Source organism: Shinella pollutisoli, from assembly GCF_024609765.1.
GTDB classification, from domain to species: domain Bacteria; phylum Pseudomonadota; class Alphaproteobacteria; order Rhizobiales; family Rhizobiaceae; genus Shinella; species Shinella pollutisoli.
The window spans coordinates 1-23,627 of the sequence record NZ_JANFDG010000037.1 but is presented as its reverse complement, the minus strand read 5'-3'; the positions used below and the strand labels follow the sequence as shown (position 1 = coordinate 23,627).

Below are 23,627 nucleotides of genomic sequence, written 5' to 3'. Positions count from 1 at the left end.
GGGGAGAGGACAGTGGGCGGCATGCCGTCGTGCTGATACCCCCCTCTGCCCTGCCGGGCATCTCCCCCACAAGGGGCGAGATTGGATGGAGCACCCTCTTCGTCCATCGCAAACGGCGCATTTGGAGCAGGGTGCTTGCCTCCTGCCGATCTCCCCTCTTGTGGGGGAGATGCCCGGCAGGGCAGAGGGGGGATAGTCTTACGAAAGCTCCCGCTTCAGCGCATAGAGCGCCTCCAGCGCCTCGCGCGGCGTCATGTCGTCGGGGTTGAGACCCTTTAACATCTCCTCGACCTTCGAGGGCGCCGTCGAGCGCTGCAGCTCCTCGCGGCGGACGGCCACCTGGAACAGCGGCAGGTCGTCGATGAGCTGGCTTGCCGGGTTCTTGCGGTCGGCGTCCTCCAGCTTCGCCAGCACGTCCTTCGCCCGCGCCACGACCGAGGGCGGCAGGCCCGCGAGCCGCGCCACCTGGATGCCGTAGGAGCGGTCGGCCGCACCCGGCCCGACCTCGTGCAGGAAGATCACCTCGCCGTCCCATTCCTTGACGCGCATCGTGGCGTTGGAAAGCCGGCCGAGCTTTTCCGAGAGCACCGTCAGCTCGTGGAAATGGGTGGCGAAGAGGCCGCGGCAGCGGTTCGCCTCGTGCAGGTGCTCGACGGCTGCCCAAGCGATGGAGAGGCCGTCGAAGGTCGCCGTCCCCCGGCCGATTTCATCCAGAATGACCAGCGAGCGGTCGGTCGCCTGGTTGAGGATCGCCGCCGTCTCGACCATCTCGACCATGAAGGTCGAGCGGCCGCGGGCGAGATCGTCCGAGGCGCCGACGCGGGAGAACAGCCGGTCGACGATGCCGATATGGGCGCTCTCGGCCGGCACGTAGGCCCCCATCTGCGCGAGGATGGCGATCAGCGCGTTCTGGCGCAGGAAGGTCGACTTGCCGCCCATGTTCGGGCCGGTCAAGAGCCAGATCGCCCCGTCGCCCTTGCCGTCGACGGGGGAGAGATCGCAGCCGTTGGCGACGAAGGCGGCCGCCTGCTGGCGGCGCAGCGCCTGCTCCACGACGGGATGACGGCCGCCGACGATGCAGAACATCTTCGAGCGATCGACGACCGGCCGGCTCCAGGCCTGTTCCTCGGCGAGCACCGCAAGCCCGGCGGAGACGTCGACCACCGCGAGCGCCCGGGCCGCCGCCTTGATCGCCTCGGCCTCCGCCACCACGGCGGTCGTCAGCGTCTCGAAGGCGGCAAGCTCGATGGCGAGCGCCCGGTCGGCGGCGTTGGCGATCTTCGTCTCCAGCTCGGAGAGCACCGTCGTCGTGAAGCGCATGGCGCCCGCCATGGTCTGGCGGTGGATGAAGCGGGCCTTGGCCGCCTCGCCCTCGGTCAGGGCGCCGGCATTGCCGGCGGAGACCTCGATGAAATAGCCGAGCACGTTGTTGTGCTTGATCTTCAGCGACCTGACGCCGGTCTCCTCGGCATATTGCAGCTGCAGGCCGGCGATCACCCGGCGCGACTGGTCGCGCAGCGCCCGCATCTCGTCGAGCTCGCCGTCGGCGCCCTCGCGGATGAAGCCGCCGTCGCGCTTGAGGAGCGGCAGTTCGTCGGCGAGCTGCACGGCGAGCCTGTGCGAGAGGTCGACCGGCAGGGCGGCGATCGCCGCGCGCGCCTCGGCGAGCTCGCCGCCGAGGTCCTCTGCCGCCATCCGCCGGGCGATCTCCGCCGCCGTCGAGAGACCCTGGAAGATGGCGCCGAGATCGCGCGGGCCGCCGCGGCCGAGCGCCAGCCGCGAAAGCGCGCGCGGCATGTCGGGCAGCCGCTTCAGCAGGACGCGCAGGTCCTCGGCGAAGGCCGGCCGGTCGGCGAGAACGGCGACGGAATCGAGCCGCGTGTTGATCGCGTCCGGATCGGTCAGCGGCGACATCAGCCGCTCGGCGAGAAGCCGCGCGCCGCCGCTCGTCACCGTACGGTCGATGGCCTTGAGCAGCGTGCCGCCGCGCTCGCCGGAGAGCGTGCGCACCAGTTCGAGATTGGCCCGCGTCGCCGGATCGATGAAGAGCGTGGAGGCGGCACTCTCGCGCTCCGGCCGGCCAAGCGGCGGGCGCTCGGCGATCTGCGTCTTCTCCACATAGGCGACGGCGGCAGACGCGGCGGCCAGCTCGGCGCGCGAGAAGGTGCCGAAGCCATCGAGCGTCGAGACGCCGAAATAGCGGGCGATGCGGTTCTCCGCCGTGGCGCTGTCGAAGAGCACCGCCGGCTGCGGCACGGCCACGCGGCCGAGCACGTCGAGGGCCGGGCGGAACTCGGGATCGTGGAACAGCGTGTCCGGCACGATCAGCTCGCGCGGCTCGACGCGCAGGACGTCGGCCAAAAGCCGCGTCTGCGTCGTCTCCGACAGGCGGAAGATGCCGGTGGAGATGTCGATCCAGGCGAGCGCCATCGCCGGCTCCGCCCCGCCGCGGATGCGCGCCACGGCCATGAGATAATTGGCGTCGGAGGGCGAGAGGAGCTTTTCCTCCGTCAGCGTGCCGGGGGTGACGAGCCGCACCACGTCGCGGCGCACCACCGATTTCGAGCCGCGCTTCTTCGCCTCGGCCGGGTCCTCGACCTGCTCGCAGACGGCGACCCGGAAGCCGAGCGCGATCAGCTTCTGCAGGTAGTCGTCGGCGGCGTGCACCGGCACGCCGCACATGGGGATGTCGAGGCCCATGTGCTGGCCGCGCTTCGTCAGCGTGATGCCGAGCGCGCGCGAGGCGTCGACGGCGTCCTCGAAGAACAGCTCGTAGAAATCGCCCATGCGGTAGAACAGCAGGCTGTCCGGATTGGCGGCCTTGATCTCGATATACTGTTCCATCATCGGCGTGGCCGATGCGCGGCTCTCGCCGCTGGCGAGCTCGGCCGTCGACAGGACATCGTTGGGGCGGGCGATCGGATCGTTCACGGAGAGACAGTTCTTCCAAAAAAACAGGTGCCACCCTAGCCGTGCACCGCTATAGAAAACAACAGCCAAGGGAGGATGTGGGCACATCGCCCACAGGAGTATCAAGGGGGAGTTCATGCCGGAAACCGCCAAATCCGATCGCCAGCGGGCGAGCGTCACGGACAGCGAAGCGCTGGATTTCCACGCCTCCGGCCGTCCCGGCAAGCTGGAGATAACGCCGACCAAGCCGATGGCGACGCAGCGCGACCTGTCGCTCGCCTATTCGCCCGGCGTCGCCGTGCCGGTGAAGGCGATCGCCGAGGATCCGGGGCTCGCCTACGACTACACGACGCGCGGCAACATGGTCGCCGTCATCTCCAACGGCACCGCCATCCTCGGTCTGGGCAATCTCGGCGCGCTCGCCTCCAAGCCGGTGATGGAAGGCAAGTCCGTCCTCTTCAAGCGCTTCGCCGACGTCGATTCCATCGACCTCGAGGTCGACACCGAGAATGTCGACGAGTTCGTCAACTGCGTGCGCTACCTCGGCCCCTCCTTCGGCGGCATCAACCTCGAGGACATCAAGGCACCGGACTGTTTCATCATCGAAAGCCGCCTGCGCGAGCTGATGGACATCCCCGTCTTCCATGACGACCAGCACGGCACGGCGATCATCGCGGCGGCCGGCCTCATCAACGCGCTGGCGCTGACGGGCCGCGACTTCAAGACGACGAAGCTCGTCTGCAACGGCGCGGGTGCCGCGGCCATCGCCTGCATCGAGCTCATCAAGTCGATGGGCTTCGCCCCCGACAACGTCATCCTCTGCGACACCAAGGGCGTGATCTACCAGGGCCGCGAGGAGGGCATGAACCAGTGGAAGTCGGCGCATGCCGTCAAGACCGACCGGCGCTCGCTCGCGGAAGCGCTCGACGGGGCCGACGTCTTCTTCGGGCTCTCGGCCAAGGGGGCGCTGACGGAGGAGATGGTGCGCTCGATGGCGCCGCGGCCGATCATCTTCGCGATGGCGAACCCGGACCCGGAGATCACGCCGGAGGAGGTCACCCGCATCCGCGACGACGCGATCGTCGCGACGGGGCGCTCGGACTATCCGAACCAGGTCAACAACGTTCTCGGTTTCCCCTACATCTTCCGCGGCGCGCTCGACGTGCGCGCCTCCACCATCAACGACGCGATGAAGATCGCCGCGGCCGAGGCGCTGGCGAGCCTCGCCAAGCAGGACGTGCCGGACGACGTGGCGGCCGCCTACCAGGGTGTGCGCCCGCGCTTCGGGCCGCAATATATCATTCCCGTGCCCTTCGACCCGCGCCTCATCTCGGCGATCCCGGTCGCCGTGGCCAAGGCGGCGATGGAGACGGGCGTCGCGCGCAAGCACATTCCCGATCTCGACGCCTATGCGCGCGACCTCAAGGCAAGGCGCGACCCGATCGCCTCGACGCTGCAGCAGATCTACGCCCGGGTGCGCCGCCATCCGAAGCGCGTCGTCTTCGCCGAGGGCGAGGAGGAGCAGATGATGCGTGCCGCCGTCTCCTACGCCAACCAGCAGCTCGGCACGGCGATCCTCGTCGGCCGCGACGACCGGATGCGCGAGGTCGCCGAGCGCGCCGGCATCGATCTCGACCGGCCGGGCATCGAGCTGCTCAATGCCCGCATCTCGACGCGCAACGACGCCTATATCGACTATCTCTATGCGCGGCTGCAGCGGAAGGGCTACCTCTACCGAGACGCCCAGCGCCTGATCCACAACGACCGCAACCATTTCGCCGCCTGCATGGTGGCGCTCGGCGACGCGGACGCGATGGTGACGGGGCTGACGCGCAATTACTCGACGGCGCTGGAGGACGTGCGGCGCTGCATCGACGCCAAGCCCGGCCACCGCGTCATCGGCGCGTCGCTGGCGCTCTGCCGCGGCCGCGCCGTGCTCGTCGCCGACACCGCCGTGCATGACATGCCGACCTCGGAGGAGCTCGCCGACATCGCCGTGGAGGCCGCCGGGCTCGCCCGCCGCCTCGGCTACGAGCCGCGCGTGGCGATGCTCGCCTATTCCACCTTCGGCCATCCCTCCGGCGAACGCTCCGAGCGGGTCAAGGAGGCGGTCAACATCCTCGACCGGCGCCGCGTCGACTTCGAGTACGACGGCGAGATGGCGGCGGACGTGGCGCTCAATCCGCGCATCATGGAGCAATATCCGTTCTGCCGCCTGTCGGAGCCGGGCAACGTGCTCGTCATGCCGGCCTTCCACTCGGCCTCGATCTCGACGAAGATGCTGCAGGAGCTCGGCGGCTCGACGGTGATCGGCCCGCTGCTCGTGGGCCTCGACAAGTCGGTGCAGATCGTCTCGATGGGCGCCAAGGACAGCGACATCGTCAACATGGCGGCGCTCGCCGCGTACAATGCCGGGGTTTAGGCGGTAGGCGAATAGCGAATAGCGAATAGCGAATAGCGAATAGCGAATAGGATTGCGCCTATCCTGTTCTATTCGCTACTCCCTATTCGCTACAATATCAGCTCGAGAAGCGGCCGGCGTCGGCGCCGTAGTAGTTGATGTAGCGGCCGGATATGCGGCCGATGGGCAGCACGATCAGCACGTCCGTCGTGCCGAAGGCGTGGTCGACCACCGCGCCGCTGCCGATCGAGGCGCCGAGGCGCAGGTAGCCCTTGACGAGCGGCGGCATGGCGGCGAGCGCCCGCTTCGCGTCGATCGCCTCCACCGGCATCAGGTCCATGGTGCGGTGGAATTCCGGCAGGGCGGCGACGCTCCATTCGTCCTTCGCCCGCACGTTGTGATGCAGGAAGGAGAGCGCCAGCGCATGCTCCTCGGGGATCGCGCCGGGGAAGGAGGCGCAGCCGAACATCACGTCGGCGCCGTGCTTCAGCGCATAGGCCCAGCAGCCCTGCCACAACAGCTCAACCGTGCGGCGGGTGCGGTATTCCGGCAGCACGCAGGAGCGGCCGAGCTCCATGAAGCGCTTGCCGGGATGGCGGGCGACGAGCGCGTCGACGTCGAATTCCGACTGCGAGTAGAAGCCGCCGGAAACCGCGGCGACCTCCTGCCGGAGCAGCCGGTAGGTGCCGACGATCTGCTCCTCGGCGTCGCCGGCGATCGCGGTGTCGAGCACCAGCAGATGGTCGCAGACCATGTCCCAGGCGTCGGTGTCGCGCTTGCGGCGCACCGCATCGGGCGAAAGGCGCGCGTTCATCTCCTCGGCGAAGACGCGGTAGCGCACCGCCTGCGCCGCGTCGCTCTCGGCGGGCGAGCGGGCGAGCCGCGTCTCGAGGTTGCCGATGCGTCCGAGCGCGTCGGTCACCGGGCGCGTTGCGGTCCTGGGGGCGATATCCGCCGGAGCGACGGGATGGGGGTGGGCGAGGTCGAGCGTCATGTCGCGATCTCCCGATGGCAGAACTGGCTGCCTTTAAGCATCGTTCTGCAACAGGATAATGACGCGGGGCCCGCTTGGAAAGCAGGAACGGTCAGGCCGGCATGCGGTTTGCCAGGCGCGCGACTTCCGCAAGCAGCGTCTCGGGCTCGGCCGGCTTGGCGAGCACGGCGGCCGCCCCCGTCGCCAGGAGCTCCTCCTTCAGGCCCGGGCGCCGGTCCGCCGTCAGCACGATCACCGGCAGGCGCTTCCTTCCGCAGTCGCCGGCGACGACGCGCGCGATGGTGCCCGTGCCCTCGCCGCCCGGCATGCCGAGGTCGGTGACGAGCAGATCGGCCGGGACGTCCGGGTCGTCGAGCGCGGCGAGGAGGCCCGGATAGTCCGGGACATGGCGGACGGCGTGACCGGCCCGCTCCAGCACGGCCCGCACCAGCATGGCGTTGACCGGATCGTCCTCGGCCAGGAGGATATCGAGGCCGTGGGCGGAGGCGGGCGCGAAGTCGGGCGCGAGCGGCGGCAGGTCCTTCAGCACCGGCCGGTTGTCGTTGATCGCGTCGCGCGCCTCGACGCCCTTCATCCGCCCGCGCAGCACCTCGACCAGCGAGCGCTCGCGCAGCGGCCGGATGAGCCAGGCGTCGTAGCCCTCGCCATTGCCGACCGGGCGGCCGCCGCGCTCCTCCGGGTTGACGAGATAGACGCGCCGCGCATTGCCCTCGCGGAAGCAGGCGAGATCGGCGAGCGTACGACGGAACAGGCCGGACAGGCGGTTGTCGACGATGACGTCGGTCAGCGTCTCCCCGCGGTTTTCGAGGCCGAGCGCGATCTCGCGCGCCTCCTCGGCCGTCGCGGCGTGGTGGCAGGTGCCGCCGAGCGCCGCGACGGTGCGCGCCAGCGCCCGGGCGGCCGGCCCGTCGGGAGCCAGCAGGAAGACGCGGCTGTCGCCGAGCACGCGGCGGCGGCTCCCGGCGACGCCCGGGGCCTGGCGCGCCTCGACGGGCATGCGGATTGTGAAGGTGCTGCCCTTGCCGGGCGTGCTTTCGAGCGTCAGCGCGCCGCCGGCCTCGGAGAGGATGCGCGCGGAGATCGCAAGGCCGAGGCCGGTGCCGCCGCTGCGCTGGGCCGCGCCGCCCGCCTGCTCGAACTCGCGGAAGATGCGCGCCTGCTCCTCCGCCGTCATGCCGGGGCCGGTGTCGGTCACGCGGATGACGATCGCCTCGCCGTCGAGCGCGGTCTCCAGCGAGACGCCGCCCGTGTGGGTGAACTTCACCGCATTGCCGACGACGTTGTAGAGCACCTGGCGCAGGCGCGGGGCGTCGAAGACGACGAGGCCCGGCACGTCCGGCGAGACGAAGGAGCCGATCTCGATGCCCTTCTCGTGCGCGCGGTGGGACAGCATCTCCACCACGCTTTCGAGGAGCGGGCGCACCGGTTCCTCGGAAGGGCGGAGCTGGAAGCGCCCGGCCTCCAGCGTCGAGAAGTCGAGCAGGTCGTCGACGAGCTGGACGAGCGCGTGGCCGGACTGGCGCATGCCGGCGAGATAGTTCTTCTGCTCGGCCGTCAGCCGCGTCTGGCCGATCAGGTGCGACATGCCGAGGATGCCGGAGAGCGGCGTGCGGATCTCGTGGCTGACGGTGGCGAGCAGCCGCGACTTCGCGGCACTGGCCTCCTCTGCGCGCAGCCTCGCCATCTCGCGCTCGCGCTCCGCCCGGCGCTCCTCCGTCACGTCGCGGGCGATCGAATGCACGACGAGGTCGCCCGAGGCGGGGTCGCGCACGGTGATGTCGTGCCAGGAATAGATGCGTTTCCCCGCCGGGCCGTCGAGATCGACGTCGTAGCGGTGCGGGATCGCCTGCGAGCGGAAGGCAAGGCCCAGCTCCTCGCAGGTCCGGCCCTCGACCGCCTCGACGCCGGTCAGCGTGGCAAGCACGGCATTGGCGCGCAGGATGCGGCCGTCGAGCGCGCGCATGACGACGATGTCGCCGAGCACGTCGTGGATGGCCGAGAGGATCTCCGACGCCTCGTCGCGCTCCCAGGACCGGTCCTGCTCGGCCTCGCTCGCGGGTGCGCCCCTGCCGCGGGCACGCATCAGCACGGCCGCCCCGGCGACGCCGGCGAGCGCGAGGCCCATGGCGGCGACATAGAAGCCCGCGGCCATGCCGGTGGCGAGGACGAGCGCCGCATAGAGCAGGCCGAAGCCGGCGATGAGGTTGCCGTGCGCCGCATGGCTTTCCGGTGCGGGTGACGGCTCCGGCACCCGGCGTTCCTCCGTGACGGCGGCGGACGGGCCGGCCGGTGGCGGCTCGGAAAATTCGGCCTTGAGGCGGTTCTGTAGCTTGACGGGCTCGCTCATGCCTGTGCGCATAGCACGCCGACCGTTCAAAACGGCTTCAGCAAATCCGTAAAAATCTAGCGATCGCGACGGACGAGCAGCAGGAGCTCGTCGAGGATGATGAGGCCGGCGCCGATGGTGATGAAGCTGTCGGCGAGGTTGAAGACGGCGAAGGACCAGCTCTGCGTGTGGAAGAGCACATAGTCGATGACGTAGCCGAACAGCGCCCGGTCGATCAGGTTGCCGATGGCGCCGGCGATGATGAGCGCATAGCCGGCATGCGCGAGGCCGCGCGCCTTCGGCGTCTGCCGCCACAGCCAGACGACGAAGCCGACGACGAAGAGCCGGAGGCCGACGATGAACCAGCCTTCCATGCCCGACAGCATCGAGAAGGCAACGCCGTAATTGTAGGTGCGGTAGAGCGCCAGCATCGGCACCACCTCCACCGCCTCCTGGAACGGCAGGAAAGCCTCGACGGCGAACTTCACCGTCTGGTCGAGGGCGACGGCCAGCAGGATGACCAGGACGACCGGCAGCGGCCGCGACATCAGCGGGATGCGCCCGCTCATGCGCCGGCGTCCAGCGAAAGCAGGTGGCGGCGCGCCTCGAACAGCATGATGCCGGTGGCGATCGCGAGGTTCAGCGAATCGGCCCGCCCCGCCTGCGGGATGCGGACGAGCGCGTCGGCCTCGCGGGCGAACTCCTCGGGCAGCCCTGCCTGCTCGTTGCCCATCAGCAGGACGACGGGTTTCCTGCGGTAGTCGATCATGCGGTAGTCGACCGCGCCGGCGAGATGGGTCGCCACGACCGAAACGCCGGCCGTCCTCTTCCAGGCGAGGAAGTCGGCGGGGCTCGCCCTGACGAGCGGCACGGCGAAGACCGAGCCCATGGTGGCGCGCACCGTCTCCAGCGAATAGGGATCCGTCGTCTCGCCGACGAGGACGACGCCGCTCGCGCCGGCCGCGTCCGCGGTGCGGATGATCGTGCCGAGATTGCCGGGATCGCGCACCCGGTCGAGCGCGACCCAGGTCTCGTCCCTGCCCGGCCTCACGTCCTTCAGCGCCGTCCAGCGCTGCTCGAAGATGCCGACGACCATCTGCGGGTTGTCGCGCCGGGTGATCGAAGAGAGCACCTTCTCGCTCACCTCCAGCACGAGGCCGCCGCGCGCCACCGTCTTCGCCGCCACCTGCACGACCTGCGGCTTGTCCTTGACGTTCTTGGCATAGACGAGGGTGCGAATCGTCCAGCCGAGGTCGAGCGCGTCGATGACGAGCTTCAGGCCCTCGGCGAGGAAGCTCTTCGTCTCGTCGCGCGTCTTCTTCAGCGACAGCGCCTTGATGTCCTTGACGATCGGATTGGAGAGGCTCGTCACTTCCTTGACCTGGCCGACGCGGCGCGGGCCTTCGTGCTGGTCGCTCATGCGCTGATCCATCGGCTGAAAAGGGAGGTGGAGAGCGCGCGGCCGGCCTCGTCGCCGTCCGGCCCGGTCTCGCGGATGACGAGCTCGCCTGATTCCACCGTGCCGCCGAGGCCGCGCATCGTCTCGCGCATCAGCTCGTGGATGGAATAGAAGCTCGCCCGGATCGAATAGGCCGTCAGCACGAGGCCGATCGCCTTCGGCGACAGGATTTCGCGGCAGATGTCGAGCATCAGCGGCAGGTGGTCGAAGAGCTGCCAGACCTCGCCGTTCGGGCCGCGGCCGAATTTCGGCGGGTCGGTGAGGATGATGTCGTAGCGGCTGCCGCGGCGCTCCTCGCGCTGGATGAACTTCATCGCGTCCTCGCAGATCCAGCGGATCGGCAGCTTCTCCATGCGCCCGAGCGCCTGGTTCTCGCGCGCCCAGCCGATCGCCTTCTTCGAGGCGTCGACATGGGTCACCTCGGCGCCTGCGCTCGCCGCCACCAGCGAGGCGACGCCCGTATAGCCGAAGAGGTTCAGCACCTTCACCGGCCGATTGGCTTCCGAGATGCGCTCCTTCATCCAGCGCCAGTGGGCGAGCTGCTCGGGGAAGACGCCGACATGGCGGAAGGCGGTGAAGCGGCCGTGGAAATCGACGTCGAGGAGGCGCATCGGCCAGGTCTCGCCGAGGGCCTGCCGCGGGAACTTCCAGCGGCCCATGCCGTCCTCGTCGGTGTCGCCGGTGAAGATCGCGTCGGCCTTCTCCCAGACGGCGTCCGGCAGGCTGCGCTGCCAGAGCGCCTGCGCCTCGGGCCGGACGATGCGGTAGGGGCCGTATTGCTCCAGCTTCTCGCCGCGGCCGCTGTCGATCAGCCGGTACTGGTCCGAGCCCGCCGTCTCCAGGATCACCGGCACGCGCTCGGCCGGCTTCCCGCCGGTGCGGCGGTGAAGCGGGCGGGCCGCGGGCTCGGGGGCCGGACGCGGCTCCCTGCGCGCGGGCTGCGGCCTCGACGGGGCCTCGAAGCCGGTCTTCGGCCGGCGGTGTCTGTCCTTCACGATCGCGTCGTCCCTGGTTTTCCGGGTCCCATAGCATCCCTCCCCCTCTTGGCAAAGCGCTTTCCGTTCTGCGATAAATCAAGGAGGCAGAGGGAGGAACGGCCATGGACATGTCGGGCGAGGAGCGCATCGCAGCCCCGAGGGACGCCGTCTGGGCGGCGCTCAACGATCCGGAGGTGCTGAAGGCCTGCATTCCGGGCTGTCAGTCGCTCACCATGGCATCGCCGACCGAGATGGCGGCGACCGTCAAGGTCAAGATCGGCCCGGTCTCGGCCACCTTCAACGGCGCGGTGACGCTTTCCAACCTCAACCCGCCGGAAAGCTACACGATCTCCGGCGAGGGCAAGGGCGGCATCGCCGGCTTCGCCAAGGGCGGGGCGGACGTCCGGCTTCGGGAGGACGACGACGGCACGATCCTCGCCTACGACGTCAAGGCCGAGGTCGGCGGCAAGATCGCCCAGCTCGGCTCGCGCCTCATCGATTCGACCTCGAAGAAGCTGGCGTCGCAGTTCTTCGCCGATTTCGGCGCGCGGCTGAACGGGAATACCTGACGGCTACTTGGAGACCGGGACGACGGCCTGCGCGGCGATCGCCTCGGCGCGCGACTTCTGCTTGTCGGCCTCGGTGTGCCATTTCACCGCCTCGCGCGCCTCGGTGCGGGCGCGCTTGCGGTGCTTGCCCTGGCTGAACCAGGTGGCGAGCGAGCCGATCACCATGCCGAGGATCACCGCCAGGAACAGGTAGACGAAGAAGGGCGCGGTCAGCGACAGCATGCTGTCTTCCGGCCGGAAGGGATTGAGCGCCAGCGTCACGGACTGCCGGTTGGCGACCGACAGCACGATCAGCACGATGCCGACCGGGATGAGCACGAGGACGTTGACGAGCTTCCTGACCATGGTGCGCCTCAGTCGTCCTGATCGGCCTGGCCGGGATTGAGGCGTTCGCGCAGCTCCTTGCCGGTCTTGAAGAACGGCACCCACTTCTCCTCGACGAAGACTGCATCGCCGGTGCGCGGGTTGCGGCCGGACCGCGACGGGCGGTTCTTGACCGAGAAGGCCCCGAAGCCGCGCAGCTCCACGCGGTTGCCGGCGGCCAGCGCATCGGTGATCTCGTCGAGGACCGCGTTGACGATATTCTCGACGTCGCGGTGGTAGAGGTGGGGATTGCGAGCGGCGACAATCTGAACCAGTTCCGACTTGATCACTGCGGCCCCCTCAAAAACATGTGTCTTTTCAATCGCGATCAACCTGCCAAACGGAGACCAGACCGTCAAGGAACAACTTTTCGCCGCCGAGCTTTTCGACCGCGCGCGCAAGATCGAGGGGAGCGCCCGCGATTCCGCCGAGGATGTCGCGCGCCTGCCCGCCCAGCCAGGCGAGGCCGGTGCCGCCCGGCGCGGCGTAGTCGACGACCGGCAGCTCCGAATCGATCTGGCGCTCGGCGAGGTAGGCCTTGATCTCCTCCGGCCCGCCGAGCCGGTCGACGAGCCTGGCGGCGAGCGCCTGCCGGCCGGTGAAGATGCTGCCGTCGGCAAGCCTCAGCACCTCGGCGCGCGGCAGCTTGCGGCGCTCGGCGACGAGGTCGACGAACCAGTCGTAGCTGTCCATCACCATGGCGCGGATCATGGTCTTGGCCTCCTCGCTCGGCGGATGGAACGGCGAGGGCTCGGCCTTCAGCGGCGCGGACTTGATCTCCTCCAGCGACACGCCGAGCTTGTCGAGCAGCTCCTTCATCTGCGGATACTGGAAGAGCACGCCGATCGAGCCGGTGATCGAGCTCTCGCCGGCGACGATCGTGTCGCCCGCGGTCGCCACCATGTAGCCGGCCGAGGCGGCGAGCGTGCGCACGTCGGCGATCACCGGCTTCTTCTCCGCCACCTTGCGCAGCGCCTTGAAGATCACCTCGCCGCCGTAGGTCGTGCCGCCGGGCGAGGAGATCGTCACGACCAGCGCCTTGGCGCGGTCGTTGCGGGCGATGCGGTCGAGGCGCTCGAGCAGCTCGCGATCGTCCTGGATGATGCCGGAGATCGCGACGCGTGCGACATGATCGCGCGCCCCGCCGCCCGGCCAGCGCGCAAGCGCCGCGGCGAAGATCGCGACAAGCGCGACGAGCACCGCCGCGACGCGCCAGAACGTGAGTTTGCGGCGCAGCTGCCGCCGGTCGGCGATGGCGGATTGGTCCATGCTCTCTTGCCCTCGAAACGTGTTGCCCCGGCAGGCCCGTTCGACGGTGCGCCGGAAGCCCTATCGATATGGCATTCGCGGGCGAAATGGCAATTCGTCGTACAAGTTTCTTGGACATCCATTGTTTGTTCAGGAATAATCTCCATATGGCCCCGTTATGGAGACGGCCTTCGCCTCGACGCAGCCAGGCAAGACAGGATGCTGAACACCATTCAGGACGCGCATTCCATACCGGACGTCCGCGCTTCCGCCGAAGCCTATCGGCTGGCGGCGCGCCATTCCGCGCGCGTGCGCAGGCTGAAAGTGGTGCTTCCGGCGGCGGCCATCGCCATCGGCCTCGTCTTCGTCGCCGTCTCGATCGTCCGCACCTACCTGCCCGCCGACCTGCAGATGGAGAGCGCCTCGATCGAGGACGGCAAGCTCGTCATGCTCAACCCCGCGATCTCCGGCCGCAACGACGACGGCATCAGCTATTCCATGAAGGCCGAGCGCGCGCTGCAGGACATCAAGCAGCCGGACGTCATCACGCTGGAGAACATCCGCGCCAAGATGCCCGTCAACGAGACGACCATCGCCGAGGTGGAGGCGGCGACCGGCGTCTACGACCGCGGCGGCAACCTGCTCGACATGACCGCGCCCTTCACCATCCGCCTGAACACCGGGCTCGAGGCCGCCTTCCGCTCCGCCCATCTCGACATCAACGGCGGGCGCATGAACAGCGACGAGCCGATCTCGATCCGCTCGCGCGAAGCATCGATTGTTGCGCAGTCGCTGCGAATGACCGATAAGGGCAAGGTGATCGTCTTCGAGGGCAAGGTCGTCGTCGACGTGGATCCCGCCGCCATCCGCAACCGAGAAAAGTAAAGCGCCATGCCCGCCATCATGTCCGCCCCCCTTTCCGCCCGTTCGAGGGCCGCCGCCCGCATCGTCCTCGCCGCGGGGCTCGCGCTTGCGGCCGGCCAGGCCGGCGCGCAGCAGACGCAGAGCCGGATGAAGGGCCTGGAGCTTTCCAACGACAAGCCGATCCAGATCCAGAGCGACCGGCTGGAAATCCGCGACCAGGAGAACAAGGCGGAGTTCTCCGGCAACGTGAAGGTCGTGCAGGGCACCACGACGCTGCAGGCCGGCAACATGGTCGTCTCCTACCGGGCGAGCGGCGGGTCGGTCGCCGGCGGCGACGCCGACATCGAGAAGATCGACGTCTCCGGCAAGGTCTACCTGAAGTCCGGCACCCAGGAGGCGACGGCCGACACCGGCACCTTCAACCTCGTCGACGAGACGCTGGTGCTCTCGGGCGAGAAGGTCGTGCTATCGGAGGGCAAGAACGTCTTCGTCGGCTGCAAGCTGACCGTGACGATGCGCACCGGCGAGGCGAAGCTGGATGCCTGCGGCGGCCGCGTCATGATCCAGCTCGACCCGAAATCCCGCAAGACCAACTGATATAGCGTCCGTGTCCCTTTCTCTCCTCTCCCGCCTTGCACGCCGCCCGAAGAAGGCCGTCCAGGAAGCGCCGCGCCATGCCGATCTCTCCCGCTACGAGGGAACGCTGATCGCGCGCGGGCTGACGAAGTCCTATCGCGACCGGCGGGTGGTGAACGGCGTCTCGCTCGTCGTCCGGCGCGGCGAATCCGTCGGCCTGCTCGGGCCGAACGGCGCCGGCAAGACGACCTGCTTCTACATGATCACCGGCCTCGTGCCGGTGGACGAAGGCTCGATCGAGATCAACGGCTACGACGTCACGACCATGCCGATGTACCGCCGCGCCCGGCTCGGCGTCGGCTATCTGCCGCAGGAGGCCTCGATCTTCCGCGGGCTGACGGTGGAGGAGAACATCCGCGCCGTGCTCGAGGTGCACGACCGCGACAGGGCGCGGCGCGAGGCCAAGCTCGACAGCCTGCTTGCCGAATTCTCGATCTCGCACCTGCGCAAGTCGCCGGCGATCGCGCTGTCGGGCGGCGAGCGGCGGCGGCTGGAGATCGCCCGGGCGCTCGCCACCGATCCGACCTTCATGCTGCTCGACGAGCCCTTCGCCGGCGTCGACCCGATCTCGGTCGCCGACATCCAGGCGCTGGTGCGCCACCTCACCTCGCGCGGCATCGGCGTGCTCATCACCGACCACAACGTGCGCGAGACGCTCGGCCTCATCGACCGCGCCTACATCATCCATGCCGGCGAGGTGCTGACGCACGGCCGCGCCAACGACATCGTCAGCAATCCGGACGTGCGCCGCCTCTATCTCGGCGACAATTTCAGCCTCTAAGGCCCCGGGCGTTCACCACGTTGGCGCCCGCGGCTTGACCAAACCTCTCAAAAAAGCAATTTTCGGGCCAGACGGGTTTTCCCCTGAGGAGTAGCGTTCCGCATGGCCCTTGCCGCCAGCCTTCATCTGCGCCAGAGCCAGTCGCTGGTCATGACCCCGCAGCTCATGCAGTCGATCCAGCTCCTGCAGATGACGCATCTGGAGCTTAACCGCTTCATCGAGCAGGAGGTCGAGAAGAATCCGCTGCTGGAGATCGTCTCCGGCGAGGAGAGCGGACGCGACGGCGAGCGGACGGACGACGACTACCTGCTGCCGAGCGAGGAGCGCGCGCAGGCCGCCGACGCGGCCGGCGACGGCGAGAACCAGCGCGACCTCTACGATTCCGCCGTGTCGGGCAACGCGGCCGCAGCCGGCGACACGCTCGACGGCGGCCTCGACAACATGTTCCCGGACGACGCCGGCCCGCGCGCGGCGGATGCGCCCGAGCTGATCGGCCAGTGGAAATCGATGCCCGGCGGCAGCGAGGACGGCGCGGCCTACGACCTCGACGATTTCGTCGCCAGCCGCAAGACGCTGAAGGACGCGGTCGAGGAGCAGATCCCCTTCCTGCTTTCCGGGGAGATCGAGCGGCTGATCGCCCGCCACCTCGCCGACCAGCTCGACGAGGCGGGCTATCTGACCGGCAGCACGGCCGAGACGGCGCTGAGATTCGGCAAGCCGGTCGCCGAGGTGGAGCGCGTGCTCTCGCGGCTGCAGGAGCTCGACCCGCCCGGCGTCTTCGCCCGTACGCTCGGCGAATGCCTCGCCATCCAGCTCAGGGCCCGCGACCGGTTCGACCCGGCCATGGCGGCGCTCGTCGACAATCTCGAACTGCTCGCGCGCCGCGATTTCGCGACGCTGCGCAAGCTCTGCGGCGTCAACGAGGAGGACCTCGTCGACATGCTCGCCGAGATCCGCGCGCTCGATCCGAAGCCCGGGCTGCGCTTCGAGACGGCCGCCTCCGAGGCGGTCGTGCCGGATATCGTCGTGCGCGCCGCGCCCGACGGCAGCTGGCAGGTCGAGCTCAATGCCGACGCGCTCCCCCGCGTCCTCGTCAACCGCGACTACCACACCGCCGTCTCCCGCCGCACGGGCCGCGACAGCGCCGAGCAGGCCTTCCTCAACGAATGCCTGCAGACGGCCAACTGGCTGACCCGCAGCCTCGACCAGCGCGCCCGCACGATCCTCAAGGTCGCCGCCGAGATCGTGCGCCAGCAGGACGCCTTCCTCGTGCATGGCGTCGACCACCTGCGGCCGCTCAACCTGAAGACCGTGGCCGAGGCGATCGGCATGCACGAATCGACGGTGAGCCGCGTCACCTCCAACAAATACATGCTGACGCCGCGCGGCCTGTTCGAGCTGAAATATTTCTTCACCGTGTCGATCGGCTCGGCGGAGGGGGGCGACGCCCATTCGGCCGAATCCGTCCGCCACCGCATCCGCGCCCTGATTTCCCAGGAATCCGCCGAGGCGGTGCTGTCGGACGACGACATCGTCGACATCCTGCGCAAGGGCGGCGTGGAGCTCGCGCGCCGCACCGTGGCGAAGTACCGCGAGGCGATGAACATCCCCTCCTCCGTCCAGCGCCGGCGCGAGAAACGGGCGCTCGCCAGGGCCGCCGCGGCGTCCTGAGACTTAACGAGTCGTGAACGGCCGATTGACTTCCCGGCCCGGACGGGCTAAGTGCCCCCCGCAATTTCGAAGAGAAGGCAAGAGGCTCCCGATACATTTCCCGGCTTTACAGAGCCGTGCGGCGAAAGATCCGCCGCGCGTGCGGAGAGCTTGGAACGCGGGTCCGGTTGGAATAGACTGCTACGCGCAAATCACAACAGAGAGGAAACTCCATGAGTGTGCGTGTATCCGGTAAACACATGGAAATCGGCGATGCGTTCCGCCAGCGGATCGAGGACCAGATCGCGGAGGCCGTAACCAAATATTTCGACGGAGGATATTCGAGCCAGGTCATCGTGGAGAAATCCGGTTCGCGGTTTACCGCAGACTGCCGCGTCCATCTCGATACCGGCACGACGCTGCAGGCGAACGGCGAGGCGAACGACCCGCTCGCCTCCTTCCAGGCCGCCGCCGAACGGATCGAGAAGCGTCTGCGCCGCTACAAGCGCAAGCTCAGGGACCATCATGCCGGCAACGGTCACGATGCCTTCGCGGAAGTGGCCTATACGGTGATGGATTCGGTCCCCGAGGAAGCCGAGGAGCTTCCCGAGGACTACGCGCCGACCGTCGTGGCGGAAAGCACGAAGAAGCTCAGGACCATGTCCGTCGCAAGCGCCGTGATGGCGCTCGACATGACGGACGAGCCGGTTCTTCTCTTCCGCAGCGCCGGGTCGGAACAACTCAATATCGTCTATCGACGCAACGACGGAAATATTGGCTGGATCGACGCGGCCAGTATCAAAAGCTGAGTGAAGGACGGCGCGGTGCCGGCGGACCCGGCACCGCGCCCCTTCTTTAACCTTCACCGGCGCACGAGGATAAAGGCATGGCATTGGCAGGTTTGCTGCAGCAGAGTGCGATCATTCCGGCGATGAAGGCCAACTCCAAGAAGCAGCTGCTTCAGGAACTGGCGGCAAAAGCGGCGAAGATCACCGGAATCTCGGAGCGTGAGATTTTCGACGTCATCCTTCAGCGCGAGCGGCTCGGCTCGACCGGTGTCGGCAACGGCATCGCCATCCCGCACGGCAAGCTCAAGGAGCTGCCGCAGATCACCGGCATCTTCGCGCGGCTGGAAACCCCGGTCGACTTCGAGGCGCTGGACGACCAGCCGGTCGACCTCGTCTTCCTGCTTCTCGCCCCGGAAGGGGCGGGCGCCGACCACCTGAAGGCGCTGTCGCGCATCGCCCGCGTGCTGCGCGACCCGGCCATGGTGGCCAAGCTGCGCGCCTCGGAGAGCGAAAGCGCCATCTATGCCTGCCTCAGCGAGGAGCACGCCTCGAACGCGGCCTGACCCTTTCACGAAAGCTCCAACGCGAAACGGCGACCCGAAGGTCGCCGTTCGTCGTTCCGGGCCCCGTGAAGGGTCTCAGGCCTGGGCGGGCGCGCTCGCCTCGCCGCCGGCCGGCGCCTTCGGGCCGCCCTTGGAGACGCCGACCATCGCCGGGCGCAGCACGCGCTCGCCGATGACGTAGCCGGCCTGCACCACCTGCACGACCGTGCCGCTGACGACGTCCGGATTCGGCACCTCGAACATCGCCTGGTGGAAGTGCGGGTCGAACTTCTCGCCGACCGGATCGATCCTGCGCACGCCGTGGCGCTCCAGCGCCGACAGCATGGAGCGCTCGGTCATCTCGACGCCCTCGACGAGCGCCTTGAAACCGGCGTCGTCACCGTCGCGCGCCTCGGCGGGAATCGCGTCGAGCGCCCGGCGCAGGTTGTCGGAGACGGCCAGCATGTCACGGGCGAAGGCTGCGACGGAATAGGACTTGGCATCCTTGACGTCGCGCTCGGTGCGGCGGCGCAGGTTGTCCATCTCGGCGGCGAGCCGCAGGTACTTGTCGCGCAGCTCCGCGTTTTCGGCGCGCAGCGCCTCCACCGGATCGGCCTCGGCCTCCTGGCCTGCGGCCTGTTCCTCCGGGGTGGCCTCCTCCGGCACCGGCGTTCCGGCCGCCGCGCCGTTTTCCGTGACTTCGTCAGGTCCATGTTTCTTGGTCTCGTCGGTCATGACGTACTCCGAGTTGCAGATGGATGGGTTTGGCCCGATATCGAGCTTTGATCCTGAAAAATCAAGGGCTGGAAGCCGGCTCAGCGCGAAAGGCGCGACATCAGCTGTGCGGTATAGTCCACCATGGGCACGATGCGGGAATAATTGAGCCGCGTCGGCCCGATGACGCCGACGGCGCCGACGATCTTCTCGTCGCTGTCGCGATAGGGCGCGACGATCAGCGAGGAGCCGGACAGCGAGAACAGCTTGTTCTCCGAGCCGATGAAGATGCGCACGCCCGGCCCGCTCTCGGCAAGGTTGAGCAGCTCGATCAGGCTGTCCTTGCGCTCGAGGTCGTCGAAGAGCATGCGCAGCCGGTCGATGTCCTCCGTGCCGGCGAGGCCTTCCAGCAGGTTGGCGCGCCCGCGCACGATGAGCCGCGTCGGCTTGCCCTCCTCGAAGCCGCCGGACCAGACGGCGAGCCCCTTCTCGACCAGGTCCTGCGACAGCCGGTCGAGCTCGCGGCTGACCTCGCCGCGCAGCTTCTCGAGCTGGGCGCGGGCCTCAACCAGCGTGTTGCCGGCGAGATGGGCGTTCAAGAAGTTCGCCGCCTCGGTGAGCTGCGAGCCCGTGACGCCGGCCGGCAGCTCGATGATGCGGTTCTCCACCTGGTCGTGGTCGCCGACCAGCACGACGAGCGCCTTGGTCGGCTCCAGCCGGATGAACTCGACGTGCTTCAGCACCGCGTCGTTCTTGGTGGTGATGACGAGGCCGGCGCCGCGCGACATGCCGGACAGCGCCCGGCTCGCCTCGTTCATCATCGTCTCGACGGCGTCGTGCTTGGCGCCATGCGGGCGCACGTGCCGCTCGATCGAGGCGCGGTCCTCGGGCGAGATGTTGCCCACCTGCATGAAGGCGTCGACGAAGAAGCGCAGGCCCATCTGGGTCGGCAGGCGTCCGGCGCTGACATGCGGGGAATAGATGAGGCCGAGCTCCTCCAGGTCGCTCATCACGTTGCGCACGGAGGCCGGCGACAGCGACATGGGCAGGATGCGCGAGAGGTTACGCGAGCCGAGCGGCTCGCCGCTTTCCAGATAGCTTTCGACGATCCGGCGGAAGATCTCGCCGGATCGCTCGTCCAGCGCCGCCTGGATGTCGGGTCCCGAGGACTTGTTCAACACCATCTTTCCGCAGCAATCCCGTTCTTCACCCGGAATATAGTGATTTCATCCCCGGGCGCAAAAGGGATTTTGCGCCGGCCCGGCCCGGCCGCCGGCATTCCCACGGCAGGCGTTCTGGTCTAAAGCAGCGTGTCAGATATCGATGATCAGGAGTTCATGATGCGGCCGTCCGGCAGAAAGACCGACCAGATGCGCAAGGTTTCCTTCGAGCGCAACGTTTCCAAGCATGCCGAAGGGTCCTGCCTCGTCAAGTTCGGCGACACGCATGTGCTGGTGACGGCGAGCCTCGAGGAGAAGACGCCGCCGTGGCTGCGAAACAGCGGCAAGGGCTGGGTGACGGCCGAATACGGCATGCTGCCGCGCGCCACCGGCGAGCGCATGAAGCGCGAGGCCGCCGCCGGCAAGCAGGGCGGCCGCACCCAGGAGATCCAGCGCCTGATCGGCCGGTCGCTGCGCGCCGTGGTCGATCTCGAAGCGCTCGGCGAGCGCCAGATCACCGTCGACTGCGACGTGATCCAGGCCGACGGCGGCACGCGCACCGCCTCGATCACCGGCGCCTGGGTGGCGCTCCACGACTGCCTGAAATGGATGGAGACGCGCGGCATGATCAAGGTCGAGCGCGTGCTGAGGGACCATGTCGCCGCCATTTCCTGCGGCATCTTCGCCAGCCAGCCGGTGATCGACCTCGACTATCTGGAGGATTCCGCCGCCGAGACCGACGCCAATTTCGTCATGACCGGCGGCGGCGGCATCGTCGAGATCCAAGGCACGGCGGAGGGCAAGCCCTTCACCGAGGAGGAGTTCTCCGGCCTGCTCTCGCTCGCCCGCGCCGGCATTGCCGAACTGGTCGACCTGCAGAAGCAGGCGGTCGCCTGAGGAGAGAGCCATGGCCGCAATCGAAGGGATCCTCGAAACCGCGCTCTACGCGGAGGACCTCGACGCGGCCGAGCGCTTCTACGGCGGCATCCTCGGCCTGGAGCGGATCACCCGGCACGGCGACCGGCATGTCTTCTTCCGCTGCGGGCCGGGCGTGCTGCTGATCTTCAACCCGAAGGAGACGGTGGTGCCGCCGCCGGCCCATGCGCTGCCCGTGCCGCCGCACGGGGCGAAAGGGGCCGGGCACGCCTGTTTCCGCGTCGCCGGCCCGGACCTTGATTTCTGGGTGAAAAAGCTCGAAGAAGCGGGCATCGCCATCGAAGCGGATTTCCGCTGGCCGAACGGCGCCCGCTCGATCTATTTCCGCGATCCCGCCGGCAACAGCCTCGAATGCGCCGAGCCGGGCCTGTGGGACATCGCCTGAAGGACCATCCATGCGCAAGCTCGACACCCGAACCATCGTGGTCGCCAGCCACAATGCAGGAAAAATCCGCGAGATCGCCGACCTCATCGGCCCCTTCGGCTTCGACGCGAAGTCGGCCGCCGAGCTGAATTTCGTCGAACCCGACGAGACCGGCACGACCTTCGAGGAGAACGCGGCGATCAAGGCGCTCGCCTCCGCCCGGGCCTCGGGCCTGCCGGCCCTTTCCGACGATTCCGGCCTCGCGATCGACGCGCTCGACGGTGCGCCCGGCGTCTATACGGCGAACTGGGCGGAGAAAGAGGACGGCACCCGCGACTTTTCCATGGCGATGGAGAAGGTCGAGAAGGCGCTTGCCGAGAAGGGCGCGCTCTCGCCGGAGACGCGCACGGCGCGCTTCGTCTCCGTCCTCTGCCTCGCCTGGCCGGACGGGCACACGGAGCTCTTCCGCGGCGAGGTCGAGGGCCGGGTCGTCTGGCCGCCGCGCGGGGAAAAAGGCTTCGGCTACGATCCCGTCTTCCAGCCCGAGGGCTACGAAGTGACCTTCGGCGAGATGAGCGCGGAGGAAAAGCACGGCTGGAAGCCGGGCGATGCGGCGGCGCTCTCGCATCGCGCCCGCGCCTTCAAGCTCTTCGTCGAAACCTGCCTGAAGGCCTGAGCGACCATGACGGCGGTGCCTCTCGACATCCTGCAGGCCCGGGGCGCGGACGCGTTCGATCCGGGCTTCGGCGTCTATGTGCACTGGCCCTTCTGTGCCGCGAAATGTCCCTATTGCGACTTCAACAGCCATGTCCGCCACCAGCCGGTGGACCAGCCGCGCTATGTCGAGGCGTTCCTCGCCGAGATGGCGGCGATGCGGCGGCTTTCCGGCCCGCGCAGCGTCACCAGCATCTTCCTCGGCGGCGGCACGCCCTCGCTGATGCATCCTGCCACCGTGGACGCCATCCTTTCCGGCATCGCCCGCCACTGGCACGTGCCGGACGGAATCGAGATCACCATGGAGGCGAACCCGTCGAGCGTGGAGGCGGAGCGCTTCCGCGGCTATCGCGCCGCCGGCGTCAACCGCGTCTCGCTCGGCGTGCAGGCGCTGAACGACCGGGACCTCAAGTTTCTCGGCCGGCTGCACGACGTCGCCGACGCCCTGAAGGCGATCCGGCTCGCGCGCGAGATTTTTCCACGCATGTCCTTCGACCTCATCTATGCGCGCCCCGGCCAGACGGTCGCCGACTGGGACCGGGAGCTGAAGGAGGCCGTCTCCTACGCGGTCGACCATCTCTCGCTCTACCAGCTCACCATCGAGGAGGGCACGCCCTTCTACGGCCTGCACAAGGCGGGCAAGCTTGCCGTGCCCGACGGCGAGCAGTCGGCGATCCTCTACGAGGCGACGCAGGAGTTCACCGCGCGCGAGGGCATGCCGGCCTACGAGGTCTCCAACCACGCCCGGCCGGGCGCGGAAAGCCGCCACAACCTCACCTACTGGCGCTACGGCGACTATGCCGGCATCGGCCCCGGAGCGCACGGCCGGCTTACCGTCGGCCGCGCCAGGGTCGCGACCGCCACCGAGCGGCGGCCGGAAGCCTGGCTCGACCGGGTGGCGTCCGAAGGCCACGGCATGGTGGTGCAGGATGTGCTGGAGCGCGAGGAGCAGGCCGACGAGCTGCTGCTGATGGGCCTCAGGCTGCGGGAAGGCGTGGACCTTGCCCGCTGGCAGGCGCTCTCCGGCCGCGACCTCGATCCGGCGCGCGAGGATTTCCTGATCGAGCACGGCTTCGTCGAGCGGCTCGGCAATTCCCGCCTGCGCTGCACGCCCGCCGGCATGCTGATCCTCGATGCGGTGGTGGCGGATCTGGCCTGCTGATAGCTGATAGCGAATAGCGAATAGCGAATAGCGAATAGCGAATAGCGAATAGCGAATAGCGAATAGCGA

Annotated in this window: 23 protein-coding genes; 12 read left to right on the top strand and 11 right to left on the bottom strand. The window is 68.4% G+C overall.

The annotated features are described in order from the left end of the window. Nucleotides 1-198: 198 nt before the first annotated feature. Nucleotides 199-2,931: a DNA mismatch repair protein MutS gene (gene mutS, locus NNZ72_RS22875; protein ID WP_257317995.1), complete on the bottom strand. Its 2,733-nt coding sequence runs from the start codon at nt 2,929-2,931 to the stop codon at nt 199-201. Nucleotides 2,932-3,046: 115 nt separating this feature from the next. Between mutS and NNZ72_RS22870 the strand changes: the two genes are divergently transcribed. Then, nucleotides 3,047-5,332, top strand: coding sequence for an NADP-dependent malic enzyme (locus NNZ72_RS22870; RefSeq protein WP_257317994.1), 2,286 nt, complete (start codon nt 3,047-3,049; stop codon nt 5,330-5,332). A gap of 97 nt (nt 5,333-5,429) precedes the next feature. Here the strand turns inward: NNZ72_RS22870 and olsB are convergent, their stop codons facing one another. From olsB to NNZ72_RS22845, 5 genes are all read right to left on the bottom strand, one after another. Next, complete coding sequence (gene olsB, locus NNZ72_RS22865) at nt 5,430-6,305, bottom strand: l-ornithine N(alpha)-acyltransferase (RefSeq protein ID WP_257317993.1); 876 nt, start codon at nt 6,303-6,305, stop codon at nt 5,430-5,432. A gap of 91 nt (nt 6,306-6,396) precedes the next feature. Then, nucleotides 6,397-8,652 carry a hybrid sensor histidine kinase/response regulator gene (locus NNZ72_RS22860; protein WP_257317992.1) on the bottom strand — a complete coding sequence of 752 codons (2,256 nt, stop codon included), beginning with the start codon at nt 8,650-8,652 and terminating at the stop codon, nt 6,397-6,399. Nucleotides 8,653-8,708: 56 nt separating this feature from the next. After that, nucleotides 8,709-9,200 (bottom strand): signal peptidase II, encoded by a 492-nt coding sequence (gene lspA, locus NNZ72_RS22855; protein ID WP_257317991.1) that lies wholly within the window; start codon nt 9,198-9,200, stop codon nt 8,709-8,711. Next, nucleotides 9,197-10,051, bottom strand: a complete 855-nt coding sequence (locus NNZ72_RS22850; protein ID WP_257317990.1) for a TrmH family RNA methyltransferase — start codon at nt 10,049-10,051, stop codon at nt 9,197-9,199. The genes lspA and NNZ72_RS22850 overlap by 4 nt, the downstream gene beginning before the upstream one ends. Further along, nucleotides 10,048-11,085: an RsmD family RNA methyltransferase gene (locus NNZ72_RS22845; protein WP_371747813.1), complete on the bottom strand. Its 1,038-nt coding sequence runs from the start codon at nt 11,083-11,085 to the stop codon at nt 10,048-10,050. Before NNZ72_RS22845 ends, NNZ72_RS22850 begins: the two co-directional genes overlap by 4 nt. Nucleotides 11,086-11,189: 104 nt before the next feature. Between NNZ72_RS22845 and NNZ72_RS22840 the strand changes: the two genes are divergently transcribed. Further along, on the top strand, nt 11,190-11,636 hold the full coding sequence (locus NNZ72_RS22840; protein ID WP_257317989.1) for an SRPBCC family protein: 447 nt from the start codon (nt 11,190-11,192) through the stop codon (nt 11,634-11,636). A gap of 3 nt (nt 11,637-11,639) precedes the next feature. On the opposite strand, the gene NNZ72_RS22835 is transcribed toward NNZ72_RS22840, so the two are convergent. The 3 genes from NNZ72_RS22835 to sppA are packed head-to-tail and all read right to left on the bottom strand — an operon-like array spanning nt 11,640 to nt 13,268. After that, a complete protein-coding gene (locus tag NNZ72_RS22835; protein WP_257317988.1) occupies nt 11,640-11,981 on the bottom strand; it encodes a LapA family protein in 342 nt (113 codons plus the stop codon). Nucleotides 11,982-11,989: 8 nt separating this feature from the next. Further along, entirely contained in the window at nt 11,990-12,289 is a 300-nt protein-coding gene (locus NNZ72_RS22830) for an integration host factor subunit beta (RefSeq protein WP_117367685.1), read from the bottom strand. Between the two features lie 28 nt (nt 12,290-12,317). Further along, the gene (gene sppA / locus NNZ72_RS22825; RefSeq protein WP_257317987.1) at nt 12,318-13,268 is read right to left on the bottom strand and encodes a signal peptide peptidase SppA; all 951 of its coding nucleotides are present in this window, start codon (nt 13,266-13,268) and stop codon (nt 12,318-12,320) included. A 198-nt stretch (nt 13,269-13,466) separates the two neighbouring features. Here sppA and lptC point away from each other — a divergent pair, with 198 nt between their 5' ends. The 6 genes from lptC to ptsN all read left to right on the top strand — a co-directional run bounded on the left by lptC (nt 13,467) and on the right by ptsN (nt 18,529). Further along, on the top strand, nt 13,467-14,132 hold the full coding sequence (gene lptC, locus NNZ72_RS22820) for an LPS export ABC transporter periplasmic protein LptC (RefSeq protein WP_257317986.1): 666 nt from the start codon (nt 13,467-13,469) through the stop codon (nt 14,130-14,132). An 18-nt stretch (nt 14,133-14,150) separates the two neighbouring features. Then, nucleotides 14,151-14,708: an LptA/OstA family protein gene (locus NNZ72_RS22815; RefSeq protein WP_257318018.1), complete on the top strand. Its 558-nt coding sequence runs from the start codon at nt 14,151-14,153 to the stop codon at nt 14,706-14,708. A 10-nt stretch (nt 14,709-14,718) separates the two neighbouring features. Beyond that, entirely contained in the window at nt 14,719-15,528 is an 810-nt protein-coding gene (gene lptB / locus NNZ72_RS22810; protein ID WP_371747812.1) for an LPS export ABC transporter ATP-binding protein, read from the top strand. A gap of 102 nt (nt 15,529-15,630) precedes the next feature. After that, entirely contained in the window at nt 15,631-17,199 is a 1,569-nt protein-coding gene (rpoN, locus tag NNZ72_RS22805; protein WP_257317985.1) for an RNA polymerase factor sigma-54, read from the top strand. Between the two features lie 212 nt (nt 17,200-17,411). Continuing rightward, the gene (gene hpf / locus NNZ72_RS22800; protein WP_257317984.1) at nt 17,412-17,987 is read left to right on the top strand and encodes a ribosome hibernation-promoting factor, HPF/YfiA family; all 576 of its coding nucleotides are present in this window, start codon (nt 17,412-17,414) and stop codon (nt 17,985-17,987) included. Between the two features lie 77 nt (nt 17,988-18,064). Then, nucleotides 18,065-18,529, top strand: coding sequence for a PTS IIA-like nitrogen regulatory protein PtsN (gene ptsN / locus NNZ72_RS22795; protein WP_257317983.1), 465 nt, complete (start codon nt 18,065-18,067; stop codon nt 18,527-18,529). A gap of 75 nt (nt 18,530-18,604) precedes the next feature. On the opposite strand, the gene grpE is transcribed toward ptsN, so the two are convergent. Both grpE and hrcA read right to left on the bottom strand, forming a co-directional pair. Further along, complete coding sequence (grpE, locus tag NNZ72_RS22790; protein WP_257317982.1) at nt 18,605-19,243, bottom strand: nucleotide exchange factor GrpE; 639 nt, start codon at nt 19,241-19,243, stop codon at nt 18,605-18,607. A gap of 80 nt (nt 19,244-19,323) precedes the next feature. Next, on the bottom strand, nt 19,324-20,400 hold the full coding sequence (gene hrcA, locus NNZ72_RS22785) for a heat-inducible transcriptional repressor HrcA (RefSeq protein ID WP_257317981.1): 1,077 nt from the start codon (nt 20,398-20,400) through the stop codon (nt 19,324-19,326). 162 nt (nt 20,401-20,562) lie between these two features. On the opposite strand from hrcA, the gene rph reads away from it, so the two are divergent. From rph to hemW, 4 genes are read left to right on the top strand one after another with little or no spacing between them, the layout of a single operon-like run. Beyond that, nucleotides 20,563-21,279 (top strand): ribonuclease PH, encoded by a 717-nt coding sequence (rph, locus tag NNZ72_RS22780; RefSeq protein ID WP_257318016.1) that lies wholly within the window; start codon nt 20,563-20,565, stop codon nt 21,277-21,279. Between the two features lie 10 nt (nt 21,280-21,289). Beyond that, the gene (locus NNZ72_RS22775) at nt 21,290-21,703 is read left to right on the top strand and encodes a VOC family protein (protein WP_257317980.1); all 414 of its coding nucleotides are present in this window, start codon (nt 21,290-21,292) and stop codon (nt 21,701-21,703) included. A 10-nt stretch (nt 21,704-21,713) separates the two neighbouring features. Further along, nucleotides 21,714-22,358 carry an RdgB/HAM1 family non-canonical purine NTP pyrophosphatase gene (rdgB, locus tag NNZ72_RS22770; protein ID WP_257317979.1) on the top strand — a complete coding sequence of 215 codons (645 nt, stop codon included), beginning with the start codon at nt 21,714-21,716 and terminating at the stop codon, nt 22,356-22,358. 6 nt (nt 22,359-22,364) lie between these two features. Next, complete coding sequence (gene hemW, locus NNZ72_RS22765) at nt 22,365-23,558, top strand: radical SAM family heme chaperone HemW (protein ID WP_257317978.1); 1,194 nt, start codon at nt 22,365-22,367, stop codon at nt 23,556-23,558. Nucleotides 23,559-23,627: the final 69 nt, after the last annotated feature.